This is a genomic window from Micromonospora sp. CV4 (assembly GCF_003667455.1).
Classification (GTDB): domain Bacteria; phylum Actinomycetota; class Actinomycetes; order Mycobacteriales; family Micromonosporaceae; genus Micromonospora.
On sequence record NZ_RCVI01000218.1, the window covers coordinates 1 to 20,330 of the forward strand.

Below are 20,330 nucleotides of genomic sequence, written 5' to 3' on the forward strand. Positions count from 1 at the left end.
GCCATGCCGGGCGTGGGTCCGCGGGCGGGCGCGGGCGGGCAAGCGGGCCTACGATCGGGCCATGCCGCGGTACGCCCGAGCCGAGCGCGAGGCGCTGGCCGATCTCCTGCTGGCCCTCGGGCCGAACGCGCCGACGATCAACGAGGGCTGGGCGACCCGTGATCTCGCCGCGCATCTGGTGCTGCGGGAGCGGCGCCCGGACGCGGCCGGCGGGATCATGCTGGCCCCGTTGCGCGGGTACGCCGAACGGGTCCGTCGCCGCCTCGCCGCCCGGCCCTACGCCGACCTGGTGGCGCAGGTGCGCCGGCCGCCGGTGTGGAGCCCGGTCAGCAACCCGGTGACCGACGAACTGGCCAACACGCTGGAGTTCTTCATCCACCACGAGGACGTGCGGCGGGCCGGGTCCGGATGGCTGCCGCGCGAGCTGCCGCCCGGCCTGCAGGCAGCGCTCTGGAAGCGGGCCGCCCCGCTGGCCCGGCTGGCACTGCGCCGCTTTCCGGCGGACCTCTACGTCCAGGCGCCGGGGTACGGGAAGCTCTCCGTCGGCCGCGGCGGCGAGCCGCTGCGGGTGGTTGGCGCCCCGGCCGAGTTGGCTCTGTTCCTTTCCGGCCGGCAGCGGGTGGCCCGCGTCCAACTGGACGGCCCGGCGGCGTCCGCACGGCTGCTGCGCAACGCCAGCCTGGGCATGTGACTGTCTGTGCCTGAACGGTCACGCGTCCTTTGTGGAAAGCGTCACTCCCAGCGATGTAGAACGATTCCTACTCCCGTACGCTTCACCGCGCCGTTCCGCGCCGGTGCGGCACGAGTGGGGGCGTTACTATGCGGACTTTCGCGATCTCGGCGCTGCGGGAGCCCCCGTTTCCCGCGGGGCGCCATGGGGCCACGGATCGGGTGGCGGGCGAGAGCGTCGAGTGGGCGCGCGCTTTCGGCCTGATCGATTCCAGCCATCGGGTCCACCGGTTGCAGCGGGCCGACGCCGCCGGCCTGGCCGGGCGGGCCTCCCCCGCCGGGTCGGCGGAGGGACTGCGGCTGCTCACCGACCTGATCTCCTGGCTCTTCGTCATGGACGACGCCTGCGACGAGGACGGCCTCGGCGCCGACCCGGGTCGGCTGGCGCCGGCGATCGGCACCCTTCTCGACGTGCTGGACCTCTCCGGTGACCCCGACGTCGTGCCGCCGGCCGTGGGGCCGCTGGGCGACGCGCTGCACGACCTGTGCCGCCGGATCCGGCTGCACGACCGCCCGGCGCTGCTGCTGCGCTTCGTCACCCAGGTACGGGAGTATCTGCTGGCGCTGCTCTGGGAGGCGACCAACCGGGAACGCCGACGGGTGCCCGAGGTGGCGGAGTACGTCCAGCTGCGCCGACACATCGGCGGAGCGCGCCCCTGCCTCACCCTGACCGAACTGGCGTCCGGGAAGCCGGCCGAGCCCGGTCGGCACGCCGACCCGGCGCTGGCCGCCCTGGACCTGGTGGCGGTGGACCTGATCTGCTGGTGCAACGACCTCTTCTCCTACGGCAAGGAGAGTCGGGCCGACCCGGACGCGCACAACCTGGTGACGGTGATCGCCCAGGAGACCGGAACGGACGAGCCGGGGGCGCTGCGGGCGGCGGCCGACCGGTTCAACCAGGGGCTGGCGGCGTACCTGACCGCGGAGGACGAGTTGCTGGCCAGAGGCGACGAGGGGTTGGGCTCGGCGCTCGCCGCCCGGCGCAACTGGATCCGGGCAACCTACGACTGGTCACTGGTGGCCGCCCGTTACGCCTGATTCGGCCCTACCGGTTGGCGGGACGGGACCCCGGACGATCACCAGGGCTAGCCGATGCCCGGGGACAGGCAATACCCTTCGGTAACCACCATGACGTGACGACCGTCACGCCACCACCCCCGAAGGCGGCTACAGCGATGGCTCTCGATGTCCCGTACCGCTCCATCCCGGACATGTTCCTCAAGCGCGTGGCGGCCACCCCCGACCGGCACGCGTTCGCCTCCCCGGCCCCGGACGACTCGGGCCCCGTCTGGCTGACCTGGGCGCAGGTCGGCGAGCGCGCCAAGGCGGTCGCCGCCGGTCTGCACAGCCTGGGCGTCGGCCAGGAGGATCCGGTCGCGATCCTCGCCAACACCCGCCTGGACTGGGTGATCGCCGACCTCGGCATCATGTGCGCCGGCGGCGCGACCACCACCGTCTATCCGACCACCGAGCCGGCGGACGCGACCTACATCATCGCCGACTCCGCTTCCAAGGTGCTGTTCGCGGAGAACCCGGGCCAGGCCGCCAAGATCGCCGGCGCCGACCTGCCCGCGCTGACCCACGTGGTGCTCCTCGACGGCGCCGCCGACGAGACCGCCGCGGTCCCCCAGCTCACCCTCGCCGACCTGGAGGAGCGGGGCAGCCGCGCGCTGGCCGCCGAGCCGGACCTGATCGACATGCTCGTGGCGGGGATCGGTCCGGACCACCTGGCCACCCTGATCTACACCTCCGGCACCACCGGTCGACCCAAGGGCGTCGAGCTGCTGCACGGCGGCTGGTGCTGGGAGGCCGTGGCGCAGGCCGAGGTCGGCCTGCTCCGCGACGACGACCTCCAGTACCTGTGGCTGCCGCTGGCCCACTCGTTCGGCAAGACGCTGCTCTGCGGCGCCATCCACGTCGGCCTGCCCACCTACGTCGACGGGCGGGTGGACAAGCTGGTCGACCTGCTCTCGGTGATCCGGCCGACGCTGATGTGCGGCGCTCCCCGGGTGTTCGAGAAGGTCTACAACAAGGCGGTGACCACCGCGCAGGGCGCCGGCGGCGCGAAGGCGAAGATCTTCGCCTGGGGCGTCCGGGTCGGCAAGGAGAAGGTGGCCCTGGAGCAGGCGGGCAAGCCGGTGCCGGGCGGGCTGAAGCTGCGCTACGGGCTGGCCGAGAAGCTGGTGTTCAGCAAGCTCCAGGCCCGCCTGGGCGGCCGGATGCGGGTGCTGGTCTCCGGCGCCGCTCCGCTCAGCCCGGAGATCGCCACCTTCTTCGCCGCCGCCAACCTGCCGATCTCCGAGGGCTACGGTCTCACCGAGACGAGCGCCGGCAACTTCGTCAACCCGCCGGCCGGGCTGCGGATCGGCACGGTGGGCCGGGCGATGGGCGACCTGGAGTGCCGCATCGACACCGACGGGGAGATCCTGGTCCGCGGCCGGCCGGTGATGCGCGGCTACCACAACCTGCCGGAGGAGACCGCCGCCGCGTTCACCGAGGACGGCTTCTTCCGCACCGGCGACATCGGCAGCCTCGACGAGCAGGGCTACCTGCGGATCACCGACCGGAAGAAGGACCTGGTCAAGACCTCGGGCGGCAAGTACATCGCGCCCTCGCACATCGAGGGGATGTTCAAGGCGATCTGCCCGTACACCTCGCAGGCGGTCGTCGTCGGGCAGGCCCGCAACTTCTGCACGATGCTGGTCACGCTCGACCCGGACGCGATCCGGGGCTGGGTGGCCGGCGGCCCGCTGGAGGGCCGCGACTACTCGGAGATCGTCGCCTCGCCGGAGGCCAAGGCGATGGTCGAGGAGTACGTCGCCCAGCTCAACGCCAAGCTCAACCGCTGGGAGACGATCAAGAAGGTGGCGATCCTGCCGCGCGACCTGACCATCGAGCACGGCGAGATCACGCCGTCGCTGAAGATCAAGCGACGCGGTGTGGAGAGCAACTTCGCCGCCGAGATCGACAAGATGTACGCCGGCACCCTCGCCGAACTCTGAGCCGACCTCGCACGCCGGCGGGCCCGCACCCACCAGGGTTCGGGGCCGCCGGCGTCACAGGTGCTCCCCCCGCCAGTGCGTCTGGTCGGCCTCGGCGGCGAGCTGCTCGGTCAGCGCCACCTCGCGCACCTGCCGGCGCAGCGGCGCGTCCGCCATCGTCTGCACCGCCGTCAGCGCAAGCACGAGCAGGCTGAGCAGCCCCAGTGCGACCAGCTCCGGCAGCCGGGCCGCGACGGGCACCAGCACCAGGAGCAGCCCCACGGCCACGGTCGTCGGCCACCGCGGCCTGCCGAGCCCGCGCCACCCGAGGGCCACCAGCGCCAGCAGGTACAGGGCCACCCCGCCGTGGAGGACCAGCAGGTCGAAGCCGGGCAGCGGCAGACCCCAGGCCGGCGTGGACGGGTCCGCCGCTTCGTCGAGCAGCCCCTTGAGACCCAGCGCGAACAGAATCGTCCCGGCCACCAGCGGCAGGTGCAGGTAGGTGTACGCGTTCCTGGCCAGCGCACGGCGCGTGGCCGGATCCCGGGTGCGGTGCAGTCTCTGCTCCAGGGCCAGGGCGAGGGTGTCGAAGTACGCCCACCACAGCGCGGCGACCACGGCGACGCCCATCACCGCCGCGGCGATCACCGACCAGGTCAACGGCAGGCCGCTGATGAACCCGGGGCCCAACCCGAGCGAGATGATCGACTCACCGAGCGCGACCAGGACGATCAGCGCGTGCCGCTCGGCCCAGTGGCCGGCCGAGACGAGCGTCCACCCGCTGCCGCCCAGCGCGAGGCCGAAGCCGTACTCGACGGCGATGGCGACCAGCCACAGCGCCAGGTAGATGCTGATCATGATCGGCACGTCGAACAGTCGCAGCGGCAGCAGCGCGGCGCTGATGATGAGCCCGGTGGTGATCAGCGCCGGCACGGCGAGCAGCAGCCATCGGCGACGCAGCTGCGGGTCGCCCCGGACCACCCAGCCGAAGATCCCGACCTGGGAGGCACGAACCAGGAGGTAGCAGACCGCGAAGACCAGCGGGCCGTTCAGACCGCCGGGCTCGTCACGGAAGGCCTGCGGGATGCTCAGCGCGAAGACGAACGCCGCGGCCGTGGTGGCGAACCCGACCACCGGGACGATCCCCTGGTCGGTGCGGACGACGTTGCCGAAGGCGGCGAAGCCGGTCCAGCACCACCAGAGCAGGGCCAGCACCAGCAGGCAACGGACCAACCCGCCCACGTTCGGGCTGGCCGCGGTCAGCGTGGTGACATTGAGGAAGGCGAAAACGAAGACGAGGTCGTAGAAGAGCTCCAGCCGGGTGGTGCGGGAGCCGGGAGCGCTCGGCCGGATCCCCCGCGACCATCGGACCCCGCCGGCACTGCCCACCTCGGCAGTCTCTCAGCCGGCGCCGACCGGCAGGGCCGATCGGCCGACCTCGGCGGCCGGCGCACCGCACCGCCGTGTCGCGCCGCGCACCGGCGCCGCCTGCTCCGGTCAGTGGCCCGGAGCCGCGCCCGCGCCGTGCTCGGCGAGGAACGAGTCGCGTAGCTCGCGGCGGGCCGCCCCGAACAGCCGCACCTCGGCGACGACCATTCCGACACAGACGGCCGCCAGCAGGCCCAACGCGGCCAGCGCCGGCAGGTGGTCGGCCACCGGCAGCAGCGCCACCAGCAGCAGCACCGTCGCCACTCGGGGCCAGTTGACCGAGCGCATGTTGCGCAGCCGGAAGCCGAGGTGGCCGAGCAGGTAGAGGATCACGCCGCCGTACAGGGCCAGCAGGCCCAGCCCGTGCAGCGGGGCGCTCAGCTCGTGCTCGGTGCCGTCGCCCACGTACGCCAGCACCTTCTTGAACCCGAGGGCGAGCAGGATGATGCCGACCACCATCGGCAGGTGCAGATAGGTGTAGGAGTCGCGGCCCAGCGCGGCGCGGGCGGTGCCCTCGGCCCGGTGGAGCACCAGCTCGGCGGCGATGGAGACCACGTCGAAGTACGCCCACCAGAGCGCGGCGGTGACCGCGATGGCCAGCACCGAGGCGGCGATGATCGGCCAGGAGATGGGCAGCGCGGTGACGCCCACGCCGATGGCCACCAGCGACTCGCCGAGCGCGATGATGATGATCAGGCCGTGCCGTTCGGTCCAGTGCGCGGCGGAGAAGATCCGCCACCCCTGCGACCCGATCACCATGATCCCGCCGTAGTCGACGACCAGCGCGAGCACCCAGAGAGCCGTGCGGATCGCCTCGACGTGCTGCGGCGAGTCGGTCAGCCGTTGCGGCGCCAGCGCGGCGGAGAAGAGCAGCAGCGCCCCGGCGAGCATCGGCAGGGCGGCGCGCAGCAGTTGGCGGCGCAGCCCGGCGTCCGCGCGCGCGGCGAAGAAGTAGAGGACCAGGTGCAGCACCCGGACGACGAGGTAGCAGGTGGCGAAGACCACCGGCCCGGAGAGCCCGCCGGGCAGGTCGTCGAAGGCCTCCGGGATGGTCACGGCGACCACGAACATCGTCGCCATGACGGCGAACAGCACCACCCGCACGAGACCCTCGTCGGCCCGCACGGTGTTGCCCAACCAGGCGTAGCAGCACCAGCACCACCAGAGCAGGGCCAGCACCAGCACGCCCCGCAGCAGGCCGCGCCCGGTGAGGTCGTCCGCCATCAGCGCGGTCACCTGGGTGAGCGCGTAGACGAAGACCAGGTCGAAGAAGAGCTCCAGCGGGGTCACCGTGGACCCCTCGGTCATCACCCGCATCCGCGGCGCCCGCCGCGTCGTACCGCCATTGGCCACGGCGGACAGTCTCGCAGCCGGCGCGGTCCCGGTGGGTCCCGTGACGACGAGCGCCGTCGATCCACCCGCAGCGGCGGGTCGTGCGGCGCGGTTCAGGCGATGACGGCGGGCTCCCGCCACCGCTGCCGACCGGTCCGGTCCAGGTCGTAGCGGACCGCCGCGATCCGCCCGACGGCCTCGACCAGTTCCGCGGCGGGCAGGGTGAACGGCAGCCGCAGGAAGCGCTCCAGGGTGCCGTCCAGGCCGAACCGGGGGCCGGGCGCCAGCCGGACGCCGACGTCCTCGGCGGCCCGGGCCAGCGCGCTCGAGACCGGGCCGTCCAGTTCGGCCCAGAGCGTCACGCCGCCGCGCGGCACGGTGACCCGCCAGTCCGGCAGCCGCTGCGCCAGCGCCCCGAGCAGCGCGTCACGCTGGGCGGCGAGCTGGGTACGGCGGTCCGCGACGATGGCCGGCGCGTCGGCGAGCAGGTGCACGGCGACGAGTTGGTCCAGCACCGGGCTGGCCATGTCCACGCCGACCCGAACGGCGGCCAGCCGCTGCACCTGCGGCGCGGAGGCGCGTACCCACCCGATCCGCAGGCCACCCCAGTACGGCTTGCTCATCCCGCCGATGCTGACCACCCGGCTGTGCCGGTCGAAGGTGGCCGTCGGCGGGGGCAGCTCGGTGCCGTCCAGCGGCAGGTCCACGAAGGACTCGTCGATGATCAGGTCGGTGCCGACGGCGTGGGCGGCGGCCACCACGTGCTCGCGCAGCGACGCCGGCATCAGGTGCCCGGTCGGGTTCTGGAACTCCGGGATCAGGTAGGCCAGCTTGGGGCGGGTCTGCCGCAGGCTGCCCAGCAGCAGGTCGGACTCCCAGCCGCCGGCGTCGGCGGCAAGGCCGTGAGTGGTGATGCGGGCGCGCCGGCCGGCCAGCGCGGCGAGCGCGTTGGGGTAGGTCGGTGACTCGACCAGCACGCTGCCGCCCGGGGCCAGGGCGAGTCGCAGCACCAGGTCCAGCGCGTGCTGGGTGCCGCTGGTGACCATGATCTGGTCGGCCGAGGTGGGCAGGCCCCGGGCGGTGTACCCGTCGGCCACCGCCTCGCGCAGCTCGATGATCCCGGTCGGGTGGTAGCCGGCTCCACCCAGGTAGCGGGGCAGGTCCTCGGCGGCAGCGCGGGCGGCCGTCAGGAGTTGCGGCGGGGCGGCCAGCGCGGCGACGCCGAGGTCGATCATCTCCCGGTCGTCCAGCGGGGTCCAGAGCCCGGTGCTGGCCACCCGGTGGTTGCCGGGCAGCATGGTCCAGCTGCCGGCGCCCCGGCGGCTGGCCAGGTGCCCGGTCTCGCGCAGTTCCCGGTATGCGGCGGTGACCGTGGTCCGGCTGATCCGCAGCGCCTCGGCCAGCTCCCGTTCCGCGGGCAGGCGGACGCCCAGCGGCAGCCGGCCGTCGGCGAGCAGCCCGCGTACCGCGCCGGCCAGGGCGGCGTAGTCGGGGCTGCGGCGGCGGCCCGGCAGGGCGTGCCACTGCCCGAGCAGCCGGGCCAATTGGCTGCCGCGCACCTGACCGGTCATGGCCACTCCTCGGATATTGGCTTCTTCCTCCGGGAGGATTGGCACCTAGGGTGGCATGCATGGCACTGATTGGCAATCTGCGGCACCGGCCGGTGCGACGGCTGGTCCAGCTCTACGCCGGCCTGACCCTGTACGGGATCAGCATGGCTCTGATGGTCCGCTCCGACCTGGGCCTCGACCCGTGGGACGTGTTCCACCAGGGGTTGTCCGAGCTGACCGAGCTCTCCATCGGCACGGTCACCATCGGGGTCGGCGCGCTGGTGCTGCTGCTCTGGATCCCGCTACGGCAACGCCCCGGCCTCGGCACGATCAGCAACGTGGTGGTGATCGGCCTGGTGGTGGACGCCACACTGGCCCTCCTGCCGGCCGGTGGCCCGCTCGGCGTACGCATCGCGCTGTTGATCACCGGGATCGTCGCCAACGGCGCCGCCACCGGTCTCTACCTCGGCGCCCGGTTGGGCCCCGGCCCACGCGACGGGCTGATGACCGGTTTCGTGGCCCGCCGACCCGGCCGGTCGATCCGGCTGGTGCGCACGGTCATCGAGGTCTTCGTGCTGGCGCTGGGCTGGCTGCTCGGCGGCACGGTCGGCCTGGGCACCGTCGCGTACGCGTTGGCCATCGGTCCGCTGGCGCAGCTCTTCATCCCGCTGTTCGCGGTGCCCGAACCGCACACCGCCGCGCCCGAACCGCACACCGCCGCGCCCGAACCGCACGCCGCCACGCCCGAACCGCGCGCCACCCCGCCCGAACCGCACACCACCACGCCCGACCCCGCGGGCACCGCGCCCGCGCCGGGAGCCGTCGCGCCGGTGACCCCGGCCGGCTGAGCGTTCACCCACGGTCCGCGCACCGGCACGCGGCGGTGGTCCCGGCGAGCCGGATGGTGGGTGGGTGTTCCCTTCCGCGACGCTCGCCGTCATCATCTCTGCATGGGGGAGAACGGTTGGCGCTGGACCGACGCCTGGATCTTCGTGTCGCTGGTGATCGCGAGCGGGGCCGGGCGGCACCGTCGGTCCGCGACCAGCCGCCGGCCGGAGGGCGTCCGCCTGACCGACGTGCTCTCCACCGCCGACCACCTCAACCACGCGATCCCGCAACGGCACGAGGTGGAGGCCGCGGTCCGGCGGCTGGTCGGCGCCGGGCTGGTCAGCGTCGCCGACGGCTGGTTCCGGATCACCGCCGAGGGCGAGCAGCTCTGGCGCTCCCGGCCGCGCGCCGGGGTGGCGACCATGGTGGACACCGTGCAGGGCGTGCTGAGCCGCCGGCACGCGCCGGGCAGCGCCGAGTGGAACCTGGACGAGGCCGACCACGCGGCGGCCGTCCAGGAGTACGCGGTCCGCTCGATTCCCACACCCCGGCGTTCACCGGAGGGGCACTCCGGCGGGCACTGACCGGGCTCAGCGCACCGGGTGGCCGCTGCGGCGCAGCGCGTCCTTGACCTCGGCCACGGTCAGCTCGCCGAAGTGGAAGACGCTGGCGGCGAGCACCGCATCCGCGCCGGCCCCGATCGCGGGCGCGAAGTGGGCCACCTCGCCGGCGCCACCGCTGGCCACGACCGGCACGTCCACCACCGCCCGCACCGCGCCGATCAGCTCCAGGTCGAAGCCCGCCTTGGTGCCGTCGGCGTCCATCGAGTTGAGCAGGAGCTCCCCCGCGCCCAGCTCGGCGCCGCGCTGCGCCCAGTGCACCGCGTCGATCCCGGTGCCCCGCCGGCCGCCGTGCGTGGTGACCTCGAAGCCGCTGGGCGTGGCCCCGGCGGGGGCCCGGCGTACGTCGAGGGAGAGCACCAGCACCTGCCGGCCGAACCGGTCGGCGATCTCGGCGATCAGCTCCGGCCGGGCGATGGCGGCGGTGTTCACGCCGACCTTGTCCGCGCCGGCACGCAGCAGCGTGTCCACGTCGGCGACCTGCCGGACGCCGCCGCCGACGGTCAGCGGGATGAACACCGACTCGGCGGTGCGGCGCACCACGTCGAGCATGGTGCCCCGGTCGCTGGAGGACGCGGTGACGTCGAGGAAGGTCAGCTCGTCCGCGCCGGCCCGGTCGTAGGCGGCGGCCAGTTCCACCGGGTCGCCGGCGTCACGCAGGTCGAGGAAGTTGACCCCCTTGACCACCCGCCCGGCGTCCACGTCCAGACAGGGGATCACCCGCACCGCCACCGTCATGCCGCGAGCCTATCCTCCGCACGCGGCACGGCGGTCGACCCGTTCGGGTCGACCGCCGTGCACGAGTTCGGACTCACACCCGGACGAGCATCTTGCCCAGGTTGTCGCCGCGCAGCAGGCCGAGGAACGCCGCCGGGGCGTTCTCGATGCCGTCCACGATCGTCTCGTCGTAGGAGAGCCGGCCCTCGCGCAGCCAGCCGGCGACGTCGCGGACGAACGCCTCACGCACGTTGTTGTGATCGCCGACCAGGAAGCCGCGCAGGGTGAGCCGCTTGCCGATGACCAGCGCCAGGTTGCGGGGCGCGGCCGGCGGCTCGGTGTCGTTGTACTGCGCGATCATTCCGCAGATGGCGGCGCGACCGTGCAGGTTCATGGCCGAGATCGCCGCCTCCAGGTGGTCGCCGCCGACGTTGTCGAAGTAGACGTCGACGCCGTCCGGGGCGGCCGCCTTCAACGAGTCGCGGACCGACCCGTCGTGGTAGTCGAAGGCGGCATCGAAGCCCAGCGCCCGCAGGCGCTCGACCTTGGCCGGCGACCCGGCGCTGCCGATGACCCGGCCGGCGCCCTTGAGCTTGGCGATCTGGCCGACCAGGCTGCCGACCGCGCCGGCCGCGGCGGAGACGAAGACCGTCTCGCCGGGCTTCATCGCGGCCACCTCCAGCAGCCCGGCGTACGCGGTCAGCCCCGTCATGCCGAGCACGCTGAGGTACGCGCTGGCCGGGGCCAGGTTCGGGTCGACCCGGCGGGCCGCGGCGGCGTCGAGCAGCGCGTACTCACGCCAGCCCAGCCCGTGCAGCACGGTGTCGCCGACGGCGACGTCCGCCGCCTCGCTGGCCACCACCTCGCCGATCGCGCCGCCGTCGAGCGGCGCGTCGAGCGCGTACGGCGGCACGTACGACTTGACGTCGTTCATCCGGCCCCGCATGTACGGGTCGACCGACACGTACTGGTTGCGAACCACGATCTGGCCCGGGCCGGGCGTCGGGACGTCGGTCTCGACGAGCCGGAAGTTCTCTTCGGTGGGCCAGCCCTGGGGGCGGCTGGCCAGGTGGATCTCACGGTTGCTGGTCACGGGGTGGTCGTCCTCTCGTCCGCGGTCGGGGCCTGGGTCCGCGACGTCACGCGGCCAGGGACTCGCGGACGGTCAGCGCGACCTCGATGTTGCCGCGGGTGGCGTTCGAGTACGGGCAGACCTGGTGGGCCTGCTCGACCAGCTGCTCGGCGGCGTCCCGGGGAACGGCGGGCAGGTCGACGACGAGCTGCACGGTGAGCCCGAACCCACCGCTGCCGTTCGGGCCGATGCCCACCTCGGCGGCGACGACCGAGCCGGTCACGTCGGCCTTGGCCCGGCGGGCGACCAGCCGCAGCGCGCCGTGGAAGCAGGCGGCGTAGCCGGCGGCGAAGAGCTGCTCGGGGTTCGCGGCGCCACCGGCGCCACCCATCTCCTTCGGCACGGCCAGGTCGAGCGTGAACGTGCCGTCGGACGTCTCGACGTGGCCGTCCCGGCCGTCGCCGCTGGCCGTGGCGGATGCGGTGTAGAGCACCTGCATGATGGTCACTGCTCCTTCTGTCGGTGGATGGTGTCGGTGACCCGGGTGAGGGTGTCGCGCAGCGCGACCAGGTCGGCGAGGTCGAGCCCGGTGGCCCGGGCGATCCGCAGCGGGATCTCGTCCACCTGCTGCCGCAGCGCCCGGCCCTGCTCGGTGAGGCCGACCTCGACCCGCCGCTCGTCGCGCGCCGACCGCCGCCGCACCACCAGACCCGCCCCCTCCAGCCGCTTGAGCAGCGGCGAGAGGGTGCCGGAGTCCAGCCGCAGCTCGGCGCCCAGCTCGGAGACCGTGGGGGCGTCGTCGGGGCGCTCCCAGAGCACCAGCAGCACCAGGTACTGCGGGTAGGTCAGCCCGAACTGGTCGAGGATCGGCCGGTAGACGTCGGTCAGGGCGCGCGACGCGGCGTAGAGCGCGAAGCACACCTGCCGGCGCAGCACCAGGTCATCGGTCACCGTTGAACCGTAGCCCGCAATTAGATTGTGCACAACCGATCGGGCCGGAAAACAACCATGACGGCGGTCACCGCCCGACCCCGCACACCGCCGAGCCCGCCTCAGCGGTCGGCCAGGTACGCCTCCAACTCCACCTCGACCAGGTGCTCCGGATCCAACAGGCCGGCCACCACCACCAGCGTCGCCGCCGGCCGGACCGCGCCGAAGACCGCGTTGTGCGCCCGGCCCACCTCGTCGGCGTGCAGCCGATCGGTCACGTACATCCGGGTCCGCACCACGTCACCCGGCTCCGCGCCCACCTCGGCGAGAGCGGCCAGCCCGATCCGCAACGCCTGCGCGGTCTGCGCGGCCGCGTCCCCGACGTGCACCACCCGGCCGTCCACCGTGGCCGTGCAGCCGGCCGTCCACGCCCGGTCGCCGGCCCGGACCACCCGCGAGTAGCCGTACCGCTGCTCCCACGGCCCGCCCGAGCCGAGCCGCGTGACCGTCACGCCTCGGCCAACGTCCGCAGCGCCTCGGCCACCGTGAAGGCGCCCGCGTACAGCGCCTTGCCGGCGATCACACCCTCCACCCCGAGCGGCTCCAGGGAGGCCAGCGCCCGCAGGTCGTCCAGCGTGGACACACCACCGGAGGCGATCACCGGGGCGTCGGTGTGGCCGCACACCTCGCGCAGCAGGTCCAGGTTCGGCCCCCGCATGGTGCCGTCCTTGGTGATGTCGGTGACCACGTACCGGCTGGCGCCCGCCTTGTCCAACCGCTCCAGCACCTCGTACAGGTCACCGCCGTCGCGGGTCCAGCCACGCGCGGAGAGGGTACGGCCACGAACGTCCAGCCCGATGGCGACCCGGTCGCCGTACTCCCCGACCACCCGGTCGCACCAGACCGGGTCCTCCAGAGCAGCGGTGCCGATGTTCACCCGAGCCGCCCCGGTGCCCAGCGCCGCGCGCAGGGACTCGTCGTCCCGGATGCCACCGGAGAGCTCCACCTTCACGTCGAGCTGGCGCACCACCTCGGCGAGCAGGTGCGCGTTGGTGCCCCGGCCGAACGCCGCGTCCAGGTCGACCAGGTGGATCCACTCGGCGCCGTCGTGCTGCCAGGCCAGCGCGGCGTCCAACGGGTCGCCGTAGATGCTCTCGCTACCGACGGCGCCCTGCACGAGCCGGACGGCCCGGCCGTCGGCGACATCCACGGCGGGTAACAGGGTGAGGCTCACGTCTTCTCCTCGATCAGGTACGACGGTCCAGGGCGATCACCACGATCGCCGGCAGTACGAGCAGCAACAACACGATCAGCGCGATACGCAACGCCAGATCGTCGACGAACGTCCAGATCAGGATCAGCGCCGCCCCGGTGAGCAGCACGATCGCGGCACGCTCACCCCGACTGTGCCGGGCCAGCCGACCGGACCGGCCCCGCCGAAGCTGCGGCGTCAACCGACGGACCACCGCCCGGCGACGCTGCCGGCGGGCCACCCGGCGCTGCCGGACCGCCCGCTCCCGAGCCTGCTCGGCCTCGCGCTCCGCCCGGCGCCGCGCCCGCTCCCGGCTCACCGCGACCCCCGCCGCGCGGACGCCGGGTGGCGACGACGCTCAGCCACCGCTGGGCAGTGTGGCGAGCCAGTTGCGCAGCAGCGCGGCACCGGTGTCGGCGGACTTCTCCGGATGGAACTGGGCCGCCGAGAGCGGGCCGCGTTCCACCGCGGCGACGAAGTCGGTGTCATGGTGGGCCGTGGTCACCGTGGCCCCGGCCGCGGCCAGCGCCGCCGGATCGCCCATCGCGTACGAGTGGACGAAGTAGAACCTGCTCTGCGCCGGCATGCCCGCGAAGAGCACCGAGTCCCGGGGCGCCCGGACCGTGTTCCAGCCCATGTGCGGCAGCCGGGTGGCGGCCAGCCGGGTCACCCCGCCGGGCAGCAGACCCAGCCCCTTCGTCACCACACCGTGCTCGTCACCGTGCTCGAAGAGCACCTGCATGCCCACGCAGATGCCGAGCACCGGTCGGCCGGCGGCCACCCGCTCGGCGATCACCGGGCCGGCCCCGAGCGCCTCGATCCCGGCCATGCACGCCGCGTAGGCACCCACCCCCGGCACCACCAGACCATCGGCGGCGGCCGCGGCGGCGAGGTCGTCGGTCACCCGTACGTCCGCGCCGGCGGCGGCCAGCGCCCGCTCGGCGGAACGCAGATTGCCTGAGCCGTAGTCGAGCACCACGACGCCGGTCACGAGCCCGACTCCGGAAGCAGCCAGAGCACCCCGCCGACGGTGGCCAACACGGCCAGGAGCGCCGTGACCACCACCGCGCTCTTCGGCGCGCCCTGCCGGTACAGCGACCAGACCCCACCCACCAGCACCCCGGCCAGGATCAGCAACAGCGTCGGCAACGCGGCACCCATCAGAGACCCCTTCCATTCGCGACTGCGGGGCTCCGCTGCGCTGCACTCCTCGCGCTCATCAGAGCGCACCCTTCGTGCTGGGAATCGCGCCCGCCGCCCGCGGGTCGATCGCCGTGGCCTCGCGCAGCGCCCGGGAGACCGCCTTGAACTGCGCCTCCACCACGTGGTGCGCGTCCGGGTTGCCGCCCGGTCGGGCCGCCCGCAACACGTCGACGTGCAGGGTGATCCGGGCCGCCTGGCCGAAGGACTCCCAGATGTGCCGGGTCATGCTGGTCGGGTACACCGGGCCGATGTACGGCGCCAGCGCCGGCTCGTCGTGCACCACGTAGGGCCGGCCGGACAGGTCCACGGCGGCCCGGACCAGCACCTCGTCCATCGGGACGGTCGCCGAGCCGTACCGCCGGATGCCGGCCTTGTCGCCCAACGCCTGGTCGAACGCGGCGCCCAGGGCGAGCGCGGTGTCCTCCATGGTGTGGTGCGCGTCGATCTCCAGGTCGCCGACGGTGCGCACGGTCAGGTCGTAGCCGCCGTGCCGGGCGATCTGGTGCAGCATGTGGTCGTAGAAGCCGACACCGGTGCTGATCTCGGCCGTGCCGGTGCCGTCGAGGTCGATCTCGACGAGGACCTTGGTCTCCTTGGTGATCCGCTCCACCCGGGCGGTCCGGCTCATCAGATTGTCTCCATCGCAGAAAGGAAGGCGTCGGTCTCGGCGGGGGTGCCGGCGGTGACCCGCAGCCAGCCGGGCAGGCCGACGTCCCGGACGAGCACCCCGCGCGCCAGCAGCGCCCGCCAGGCGGCGGTCTGGTCGCCGCCCACCTCGAAGAGCACGAAGTTGGCGTCGCTGTCGGCCACCCGCAGCCCGCGACCACGCAGCGTCGCCACGATCCGGTCCCGCTGCGCCATGATCGCGCTCACCGTACCGAGGAGGGCGTCGCGGTGGGCCAGTGCCGCGCGGGCGGCGGCCTGGGTCAGCGCCGAGAGGTGGTACGGCAGCCGGACCAGTTGCACCGCCTGCACCACCGCCGCGTCGGCGGCCAGGTAGCCCAGCCGCCCGCCGGCGAAGCCGAACGCCTTGCTCATCGTCCGGGTCACCACCAGCCGCGGGTGCCCGGGCGGCACCGCGAGGGCGCTGACCGTGCCGGGCCGGGCGAACTCGGCGTACGCCTCGTCGACCACCACCATGCCGGGCGCGGCGTCGAGGACCGCGGCGACCACCGCCGGGGCCAGTGCGGTGCCCGTGGGGTTGTTCGGCGAGCACAGGAAGACCACGTCGGGCCGGTGCTCGCGGACCTGGGCCACCGCCTCGTCCGCGGTCAGCCCGAAGTCGACGTCGCGCCGGGCGGGCACCCACCGGGTGCCGGTGCCGAGCGCCAGCAGCGGGTGCATCGAGTACGCCGGCACGAAGCCGAGCGCGCTGCGGCCCGGACCACCGAACGCCTGGAGCAGCTGCTGCTGGATCTCGTTGGAGCCGTTGGCCGCCCACACCTGTTCGACGGTGAGCCCGTGCCCGAGGTACCCGGCCAGGTCGGCGCGGAGCGCCACCGCGTCCCGGTCCGGGTAGCGGTTCAGGTCGCGCAGCTCGGCCGCGAGCGCCTTGCCGATCGCGTCGGCCACCGGCTCCGGCACCGGGTAGGAGTTCTCGTTCGTGTTCAACCGCACCGGCACGTCCAGCTGCGGCGCGCCGTACGGCGACAGCCCACGCAGGTCGTCGCGGATCGGCAGATCCTCCAGCGCGCTCACGCCGATCCCCCCGGGAAGCGTGCCCGGACGGCCTGGCCGTGCGCGGGCAGGTCCTCCACGGTGGCCAGGGTGACCACGTGCGGGGCCACCTCGCGCAGCGCCGCCTCGGTGTACTCGATCAGGTGCACGCCGCGCAGGAAGGACTGCACGGACAGGCCCGAGGAGTGCCGGGCGCAGCCGCCGGTGGGCAGCACGTGGTTGGAGCCGGCGCAGTAGTCGCCGAGCGACACCGGCGACCAGGCGCCCACGAAGATCGCTCCGGCGTTGCGCACCCGCAACGCCCACTCGCGGGCGTCGACGGTCTGGATCTCCAGGTGCTCGGCCGCGTACGCGTCGACCACCCGCAGCCCGGCCTCGAGGTCGTCGACCAGGACCACGCCGCTCTGCTCGCCGGTCAGCGCGGTGGTCACCCGCTCGGTGTGTTTGGTCGCCGGCACCTGCCGGGCCAGCTCCCGCTCGACCGCCTCGACCAGCGCCAGCGACGGGGTGACCAGCACGCTCGCGGCGAGCGGGTCGTGCTCGGCCTGGCTGATCAGGTCGGCGGCGACGTGCGCCGGGTCGGCGGTGTCGTCGGCCAGAATGGCGATCTCGGTCGGCCCGGCCTCCGCGTCGATGCCGACGACGCCCCGCAGCAGCCGCTTGGCGGCGGTCACCCAGATGTTGCCCGGCCCGGTGACGAGGTCGACCGGTTCGCAGCGCGCGTCGCCCGCCGGATCCACCGCCGCCCCGTACGCCAGCATCGCCACCGCCTGGGCGCCGCCCACGGCGTAGACCTCGTCGACGCCGAGCAGCGCGCACGCGGCGAGCACCCGCGGGTCGGGCAGGCCGCCGTTGTCCTTCTGCGGGGGGCTCACCACCACCAGCGAGCGCACCCCGGCCGCCTGGGCCGGCACCACGTTCATCACGACGGTCGACGGGTACATGGCCAGCCCACCGGGGACGTAGAGACCGACCCGGTCGACCGGCAGCCACCGCTCGGTGACCGTGCCGCCCGGCACCACCTGGGTGGTGTGCTCGGTACGCCGCTGGTCGGCGTGCACCCGGCGGGCGCGGCTGATCGACTCCAGCAGCGCCGCGCGCACGTCCGGATCGAGCACCCCCTCGGCCTCGGCGATCGCCTCGACCGGCACCCGCAACACGTCCGGGGAGACGCCGTCGAACCGCTCACTGGCCTCCCGGATCGCCGGGTACCCATGCTCCCGGACCGCCTCCACGAGCGGCCGGATCCGCTCGACGGCAACCGACACGTCGAGCTGGGCGCGGGGCAGCAGGCGGCGCGGGTCACCGAGACCATTGCGCAGGTCGATCCGATTCAGCACCCTTGCGAGTCTAGGCGGCCGGGCCGGAGCGCACCCGAACCGCCCGGCCGCCGGGACGGTGAGCCGGGCCACGCCGACGTGGGCGAGATTGGCTAGGCTCCAGCTGTGACCGCACGGCTGCCGGTGTTCCCGCTCGCAACGGTGCTCTTTCCCGGGTTGGTGCTGCCACTGCACATCTTCGAGGAGCGCTACCGGGCGTTGGTCCGGCACCTGGTCGACCTGCCCGAGGGCGCCTCCCGCGAGTTCGGCGTGGTCGCCATCCAGGCCGGCTGGGAGGTCGCGCCGGCCGGTCCCGGCGCCCGGCACACGCCCGCCGGCAGTGGCGAGGTCACCCTGCACGAGGTGGGCTGCACCGCCGAGCTGCGCCAGGTGACCGAGCTGGCCGACGGTGGCTTCGACATCGTGACGGTCGGCCGGCGCCGGTTCCGGATCGCCGAGGTCGACGAGAGCTCCGCGCCGTACCTGACGGCGGACGTCGAGTGGCTGCCCGAGCCGGCCGGGCCGGACGAGGTGGCCGACCTGCTGGCGGCCCGGGTGATCGCGGTGTTCCGGCAGTACCTCGGCCTGGTCCGGTCCGACCCGGAGGAGATCTCCGAGCAGCTCCCGGAGGACCCGACCGTGCTCTCCCACCTGGTGGCGGCGACCGCGGCGCTGACCGTCGACGACCGGCAGCGGCTGTTGGCGATCGACGACACCGCCGCCCGGCTCCGCGCCGAGCTGCGGCTGCTCAACCGCGAGGCGGCTCTGCTGCGCCAGGTGCGGGCGGTTCCGGTGCCGCTGGCGGAGCTGGCGTCCCCGCCGACACCCAACTGAACGCGGTCGGGTCGGGCTCCGGCTCGGGGCGCAGCGACGGCCAGCGCGACCAGCCGGCCAGCAGGGTGTACGTGATGGCGGCGCCGAACGCCGGCAGCAGCAGGTTGCCGTGCGGCACCGGCAGCACCCCGAGCAGCCAGTCGACGCCGCCGGCCCGCAGGTCGGCGGGTTTGGTGAAGGCCTGGCCGGCCGGGGCGGTGTCCAGCAGCCGGTCGAAGGTGGCCAGGCCGATCCGCCGCCCCACCTGCCAGGCCACCGGCGCGGCGGCCAGCGCGCCCAGCACGACGGCGACCAGGCCGACGGGGCCGCGCCGCCGGCGCAGCACGAACCACAGGGCGAGCGCCGCCAGCACCCCGAAGGCGAGCCCGAGGAGACTGAACCAGCCGTCCGCGGCGATCGGCTGCTCCGGCTGCGGCTCGGCGTAGATCGCGCCCTCGGCGGTCTTGAGCACCGGGGTGTCGGGCGCCAGCGCGGCCCAGAGCAGGCCGAGCGGCGCACCCAGCACGGCCAGCGCGAGCACGACGCCGGCCACGGTCGCCCCGGTCCGCGCCCGCGCGCGCGGCGGATCGGCCGGGCCGGGGTCGGCGACCACCTCCGGCGGCCCCCCGCCGGGACGCTCGTCCGGGACCGGGTCGGCGGGCGCCGGTGGTGCGGACGGCTCGTCGCCGGGCGGCGTGGGCCGGTCGGATTCGGGGCTGTCGGGGTTCACCCGATGATCCTCTCAGCTCGCCGTCCGGGCCGTGCAGGGTCATCGGCGCTCCCGCCCGATGACGTGACCGCACCGCCTCCGGTCACCGGGCGAACGGCTCCACCATGACCGAGGCGGCGCGCAGCCACGCCTGCCGGGTCTCCGGCTGGAGCTGGTGGTACTCGATCGACGACCCGGTCTCGAGCGCCGGGTCGTAGGGCACCACGGTCACCGCGCGGGTACGGGTGGCGAAGTGCCGCTCCAGGTCGTCCTGGAGCGCGGAGCGGCCCGGCGTGGGGCAGGAGATCAGGGTGATCGCGTTGTCGGCCAGCTCTCCCATGCCCTCCTCGTGCAGCAGGTCGAGCATCCAGTCGGCGCTGAACGCCGCGTCCTCGCGAGGCACGGTGGTCACCACCAACTGGTCGGCGGCCTGCATCACCGTGCGCCAGTTGGCGCTCTCCACGTTGTTGCCGGTGTCCACGCAGACCACCTCGTGGGTACGCCGCAGCAGCTCCAGCACCCGCCGGACGGTGAACTGGTCCAGCCGTTGGGCGAAGCGCGGGCTCTCCTCGCCGGCGAGCACGTCGTACGAGCCGTCGGAGGCGTGCCGCAGGAAGTCGTCCAGCCGCTCCAGCAGGGTCGCGCCCTCCAGGATCTCGATCTGGGCCAGCTCGCTGATCAGGTGACGGATGGTGCGGGCGTGCCGGGCGCTGCCGGCGCGCAGCCCGAGGGTGCCGCGCAGCTCGTTGTCGTCCCAGGCCAGCACACCCCGCCCGCGTACGCTCCCGACCGTGGCCGCCGCGAGCACGGTCGCGGTGGTCTTGTGCACCCCGCCCTTGGGGTTGGCGAACGCGAACACCCGCGGGGTGCCGAGGTCGCGGCGGAGCACCCCGGTGGCCCGCTCCACCTCCTGGTCGACGCCCTGCGGACGCCACTCGATGCGCGGCGGGTAGCCCCGCTCGGCGATGGCCGAGCCGACCGGCGGAGCGGGTGCCGAGCCGACCGGCGGGGCGGGCGCCGAACCGATCGGCGGAGCGGGCGGCGGAACGACCGGTGGGGCGGGCGCGGGCGCCGGAACGACCGGTGGAGCGGGCGGCGGCGTGACCGGTGGGGGCGGCGACGCCGGATAGCCGGTCTCCGGCTGGTAACCGGTCTCCAGCAGCGCGTACC

Annotated in this window: 23 protein-coding genes; 6 read left to right on the plus strand and 17 right to left on the minus strand. The window is 73.9% G+C overall.

What is annotated here, in order from left to right; genetic code table 11:
- Window positions 1-61 precede the first annotated feature (61 nt).
- The 3 genes from EAD98_RS09080 to EAD98_RS09090 all read left to right on the plus strand — a co-directional run bounded on the left by EAD98_RS09080 (window position 62) and on the right by EAD98_RS09090 (window position 3,731).
- A complete protein-coding gene (locus EAD98_RS09080) occupies window positions 62-691 on the plus strand; it encodes a TIGR03085 family metal-binding protein (protein WP_121653611.1) in 630 nt (209 codons plus the stop codon).
- 200 nt (window positions 692-891) lie between these two features.
- Window positions 892-1,767 carry a terpene synthase gene (locus tag EAD98_RS09085; RefSeq protein ID WP_233578889.1) on the plus strand — a complete coding sequence of 292 codons (876 nt, stop codon included), beginning with the start codon at window positions 892-894 and terminating at the stop codon, window positions 1,765-1,767.
- A gap of 137 nt (window positions 1,768-1,904) precedes the next feature.
- Window positions 1,905-3,731, plus strand: a complete 1,827-nt coding sequence (locus EAD98_RS09090; protein ID WP_121653613.1) for a long-chain fatty acid--CoA ligase — start codon at window positions 1,905-1,907, stop codon at window positions 3,729-3,731.
- 54 nt (window positions 3,732-3,785) lie between these two features.
- Here the strand turns inward: EAD98_RS09090 and EAD98_RS09095 are convergent, their stop codons facing one another.
- The 3 genes from EAD98_RS09095 to EAD98_RS09105 all read right to left on the minus strand — a co-directional run bounded on the left by EAD98_RS09095 (window position 3,786) and on the right by EAD98_RS09105 (window position 8,041).
- A complete protein-coding gene (locus tag EAD98_RS09095; protein WP_233583764.1) occupies window positions 3,786-5,099 on the minus strand; it encodes a low temperature requirement protein A in 1,314 nt (437 codons plus the stop codon).
- A 108-nt stretch (window positions 5,100-5,207) separates the two neighbouring features.
- Window positions 5,208-6,446, minus strand: a complete 1,239-nt coding sequence (locus EAD98_RS09100; protein ID WP_121653628.1) for a low temperature requirement protein A — start codon at window positions 6,444-6,446, stop codon at window positions 5,208-5,210.
- A 137-nt stretch (window positions 6,447-6,583) separates the two neighbouring features.
- Entirely contained in the window at window positions 6,584-8,041 is a 1,458-nt protein-coding gene (locus EAD98_RS09105; protein WP_121653614.1) for a PLP-dependent aminotransferase family protein, read from the minus strand.
- A 59-nt stretch (window positions 8,042-8,100) separates the two neighbouring features.
- Between EAD98_RS09105 and EAD98_RS09110 the strand changes: the two genes are divergently transcribed.
- Both EAD98_RS09110 and EAD98_RS09115 read left to right on the plus strand, forming a co-directional pair.
- Entirely contained in the window at window positions 8,101-8,868 is a 768-nt protein-coding gene (locus EAD98_RS09110) for a YitT family protein (protein ID WP_233583765.1), read from the plus strand.
- 102 nt (window positions 8,869-8,970) lie between these two features.
- Complete coding sequence (locus EAD98_RS09115) at window positions 8,971-9,432, plus strand: hypothetical protein (RefSeq protein ID WP_121653615.1); 462 nt, start codon at window positions 8,971-8,973, stop codon at window positions 9,430-9,432.
- A 6-nt stretch (window positions 9,433-9,438) separates the two neighbouring features.
- Here EAD98_RS09115 and hisF read toward each other — a convergent pair whose 3' ends face one another.
- The 12 genes from hisF to hisD form a co-directional block, all read right to left on the minus strand.
- Window positions 9,439-10,206, minus strand: a complete 768-nt coding sequence (gene hisF / locus EAD98_RS09120) for an imidazole glycerol phosphate synthase subunit HisF (protein ID WP_121653616.1) — start codon at window positions 10,204-10,206, stop codon at window positions 9,439-9,441.
- Between the two features lie 73 nt (window positions 10,207-10,279).
- Window positions 10,280-11,278: an NADP-dependent oxidoreductase gene (locus EAD98_RS09125; RefSeq protein WP_121653617.1), complete on the minus strand. Its 999-nt coding sequence runs from the start codon at window positions 11,276-11,278 to the stop codon at window positions 10,280-10,282.
- A 46-nt stretch (window positions 11,279-11,324) separates the two neighbouring features.
- A complete protein-coding gene (locus tag EAD98_RS09130) occupies window positions 11,325-11,756 on the minus strand; it encodes an organic hydroperoxide resistance protein (protein WP_121653629.1) in 432 nt (143 codons plus the stop codon).
- Window positions 11,757-11,761: 5 nt separating this feature from the next.
- Window positions 11,762-12,208 carry a MarR family winged helix-turn-helix transcriptional regulator gene (locus EAD98_RS09135; protein WP_121653618.1) on the minus strand — a complete coding sequence of 149 codons (447 nt, stop codon included), beginning with the start codon at window positions 12,206-12,208 and terminating at the stop codon, window positions 11,762-11,764.
- A gap of 101 nt (window positions 12,209-12,309) precedes the next feature.
- Window positions 12,310-12,699 (minus strand): RidA family protein, encoded by a 390-nt coding sequence (locus tag EAD98_RS09140; RefSeq protein WP_121653619.1) that lies wholly within the window; start codon window positions 12,697-12,699, stop codon window positions 12,310-12,312.
- Window positions 12,696-13,421 (minus strand): bifunctional 1-(5-phosphoribosyl)-5-((5-phosphoribosylamino)methylideneamino)imidazole-4-carboxamide isomerase/phosphoribosylanthranilate isomerase PriA, encoded by a 726-nt coding sequence (priA, locus tag EAD98_RS09145; protein WP_121653620.1) that lies wholly within the window; start codon window positions 13,419-13,421, stop codon window positions 12,696-12,698. Before priA ends, EAD98_RS09140 begins: the two co-directional genes overlap by 4 nt.
- Before the next feature lie 13 nt (window positions 13,422-13,434).
- Window positions 13,435-13,758, minus strand: coding sequence for a hypothetical protein (locus EAD98_RS09150; RefSeq protein WP_121653621.1), 324 nt, complete (start codon window positions 13,756-13,758; stop codon window positions 13,435-13,437).
- Between the two features lie 39 nt (window positions 13,759-13,797).
- Window positions 13,798-14,430 carry an imidazole glycerol phosphate synthase subunit HisH gene (gene hisH / locus EAD98_RS09155; protein WP_121653622.1) on the minus strand — a complete coding sequence of 211 codons (633 nt, stop codon included), beginning with the start codon at window positions 14,428-14,430 and terminating at the stop codon, window positions 13,798-13,800.
- Window positions 14,427-14,600: a hypothetical protein gene (locus EAD98_RS31225; protein ID WP_199723348.1), complete on the minus strand. Its 174-nt coding sequence runs from the start codon at window positions 14,598-14,600 to the stop codon at window positions 14,427-14,429. Before EAD98_RS31225 ends, hisH begins: the two co-directional genes overlap by 4 nt.
- A gap of 58 nt (window positions 14,601-14,658) precedes the next feature.
- Complete coding sequence (hisB, locus tag EAD98_RS09160; RefSeq protein WP_089019764.1) at window positions 14,659-15,270, minus strand: imidazoleglycerol-phosphate dehydratase HisB; 612 nt, start codon at window positions 15,268-15,270, stop codon at window positions 14,659-14,661.
- Window positions 15,270-16,340, minus strand: a complete 1,071-nt coding sequence (locus EAD98_RS09165) for a histidinol-phosphate transaminase (protein WP_121653623.1) — start codon at window positions 16,338-16,340, stop codon at window positions 15,270-15,272. Before EAD98_RS09165 ends, hisB begins: the two co-directional genes overlap by 1 nt.
- The gene (gene hisD / locus EAD98_RS09170; protein ID WP_121653624.1) at window positions 16,337-17,659 is read right to left on the minus strand and encodes a histidinol dehydrogenase; all 1,323 of its coding nucleotides are present in this window, start codon (window positions 17,657-17,659) and stop codon (window positions 16,337-16,339) included. Before hisD ends, EAD98_RS09165 begins: the two co-directional genes overlap by 4 nt.
- A 105-nt stretch (window positions 17,660-17,764) precedes the next feature.
- Between hisD and EAD98_RS09175 the strand changes: the two genes are divergently transcribed.
- Window positions 17,765-18,472: an LON peptidase substrate-binding domain-containing protein gene (locus tag EAD98_RS09175; RefSeq protein WP_121653625.1), complete on the plus strand. Its 708-nt coding sequence runs from the start codon at window positions 17,765-17,767 to the stop codon at window positions 18,470-18,472.
- Here EAD98_RS09175 and EAD98_RS09180 read toward each other — a convergent pair.
- The gene (locus tag EAD98_RS09180; protein ID WP_121653626.1) at window positions 18,387-19,181 is read right to left on the minus strand and encodes a DUF2567 domain-containing protein; all 795 of its coding nucleotides are present in this window, start codon (window positions 19,179-19,181) and stop codon (window positions 18,387-18,389) included. The two genes, EAD98_RS09175 and EAD98_RS09180, sit on opposite strands and share 86 nt — an antisense overlap.
- Before the next feature lie 82 nt (window positions 19,182-19,263).
- The coding region (locus EAD98_RS09185; RefSeq protein ID WP_368666152.1) for a MinD/ParA family protein at window positions 19,264-20,330 on the minus strand (1,067 nt) is incomplete at its 5' end.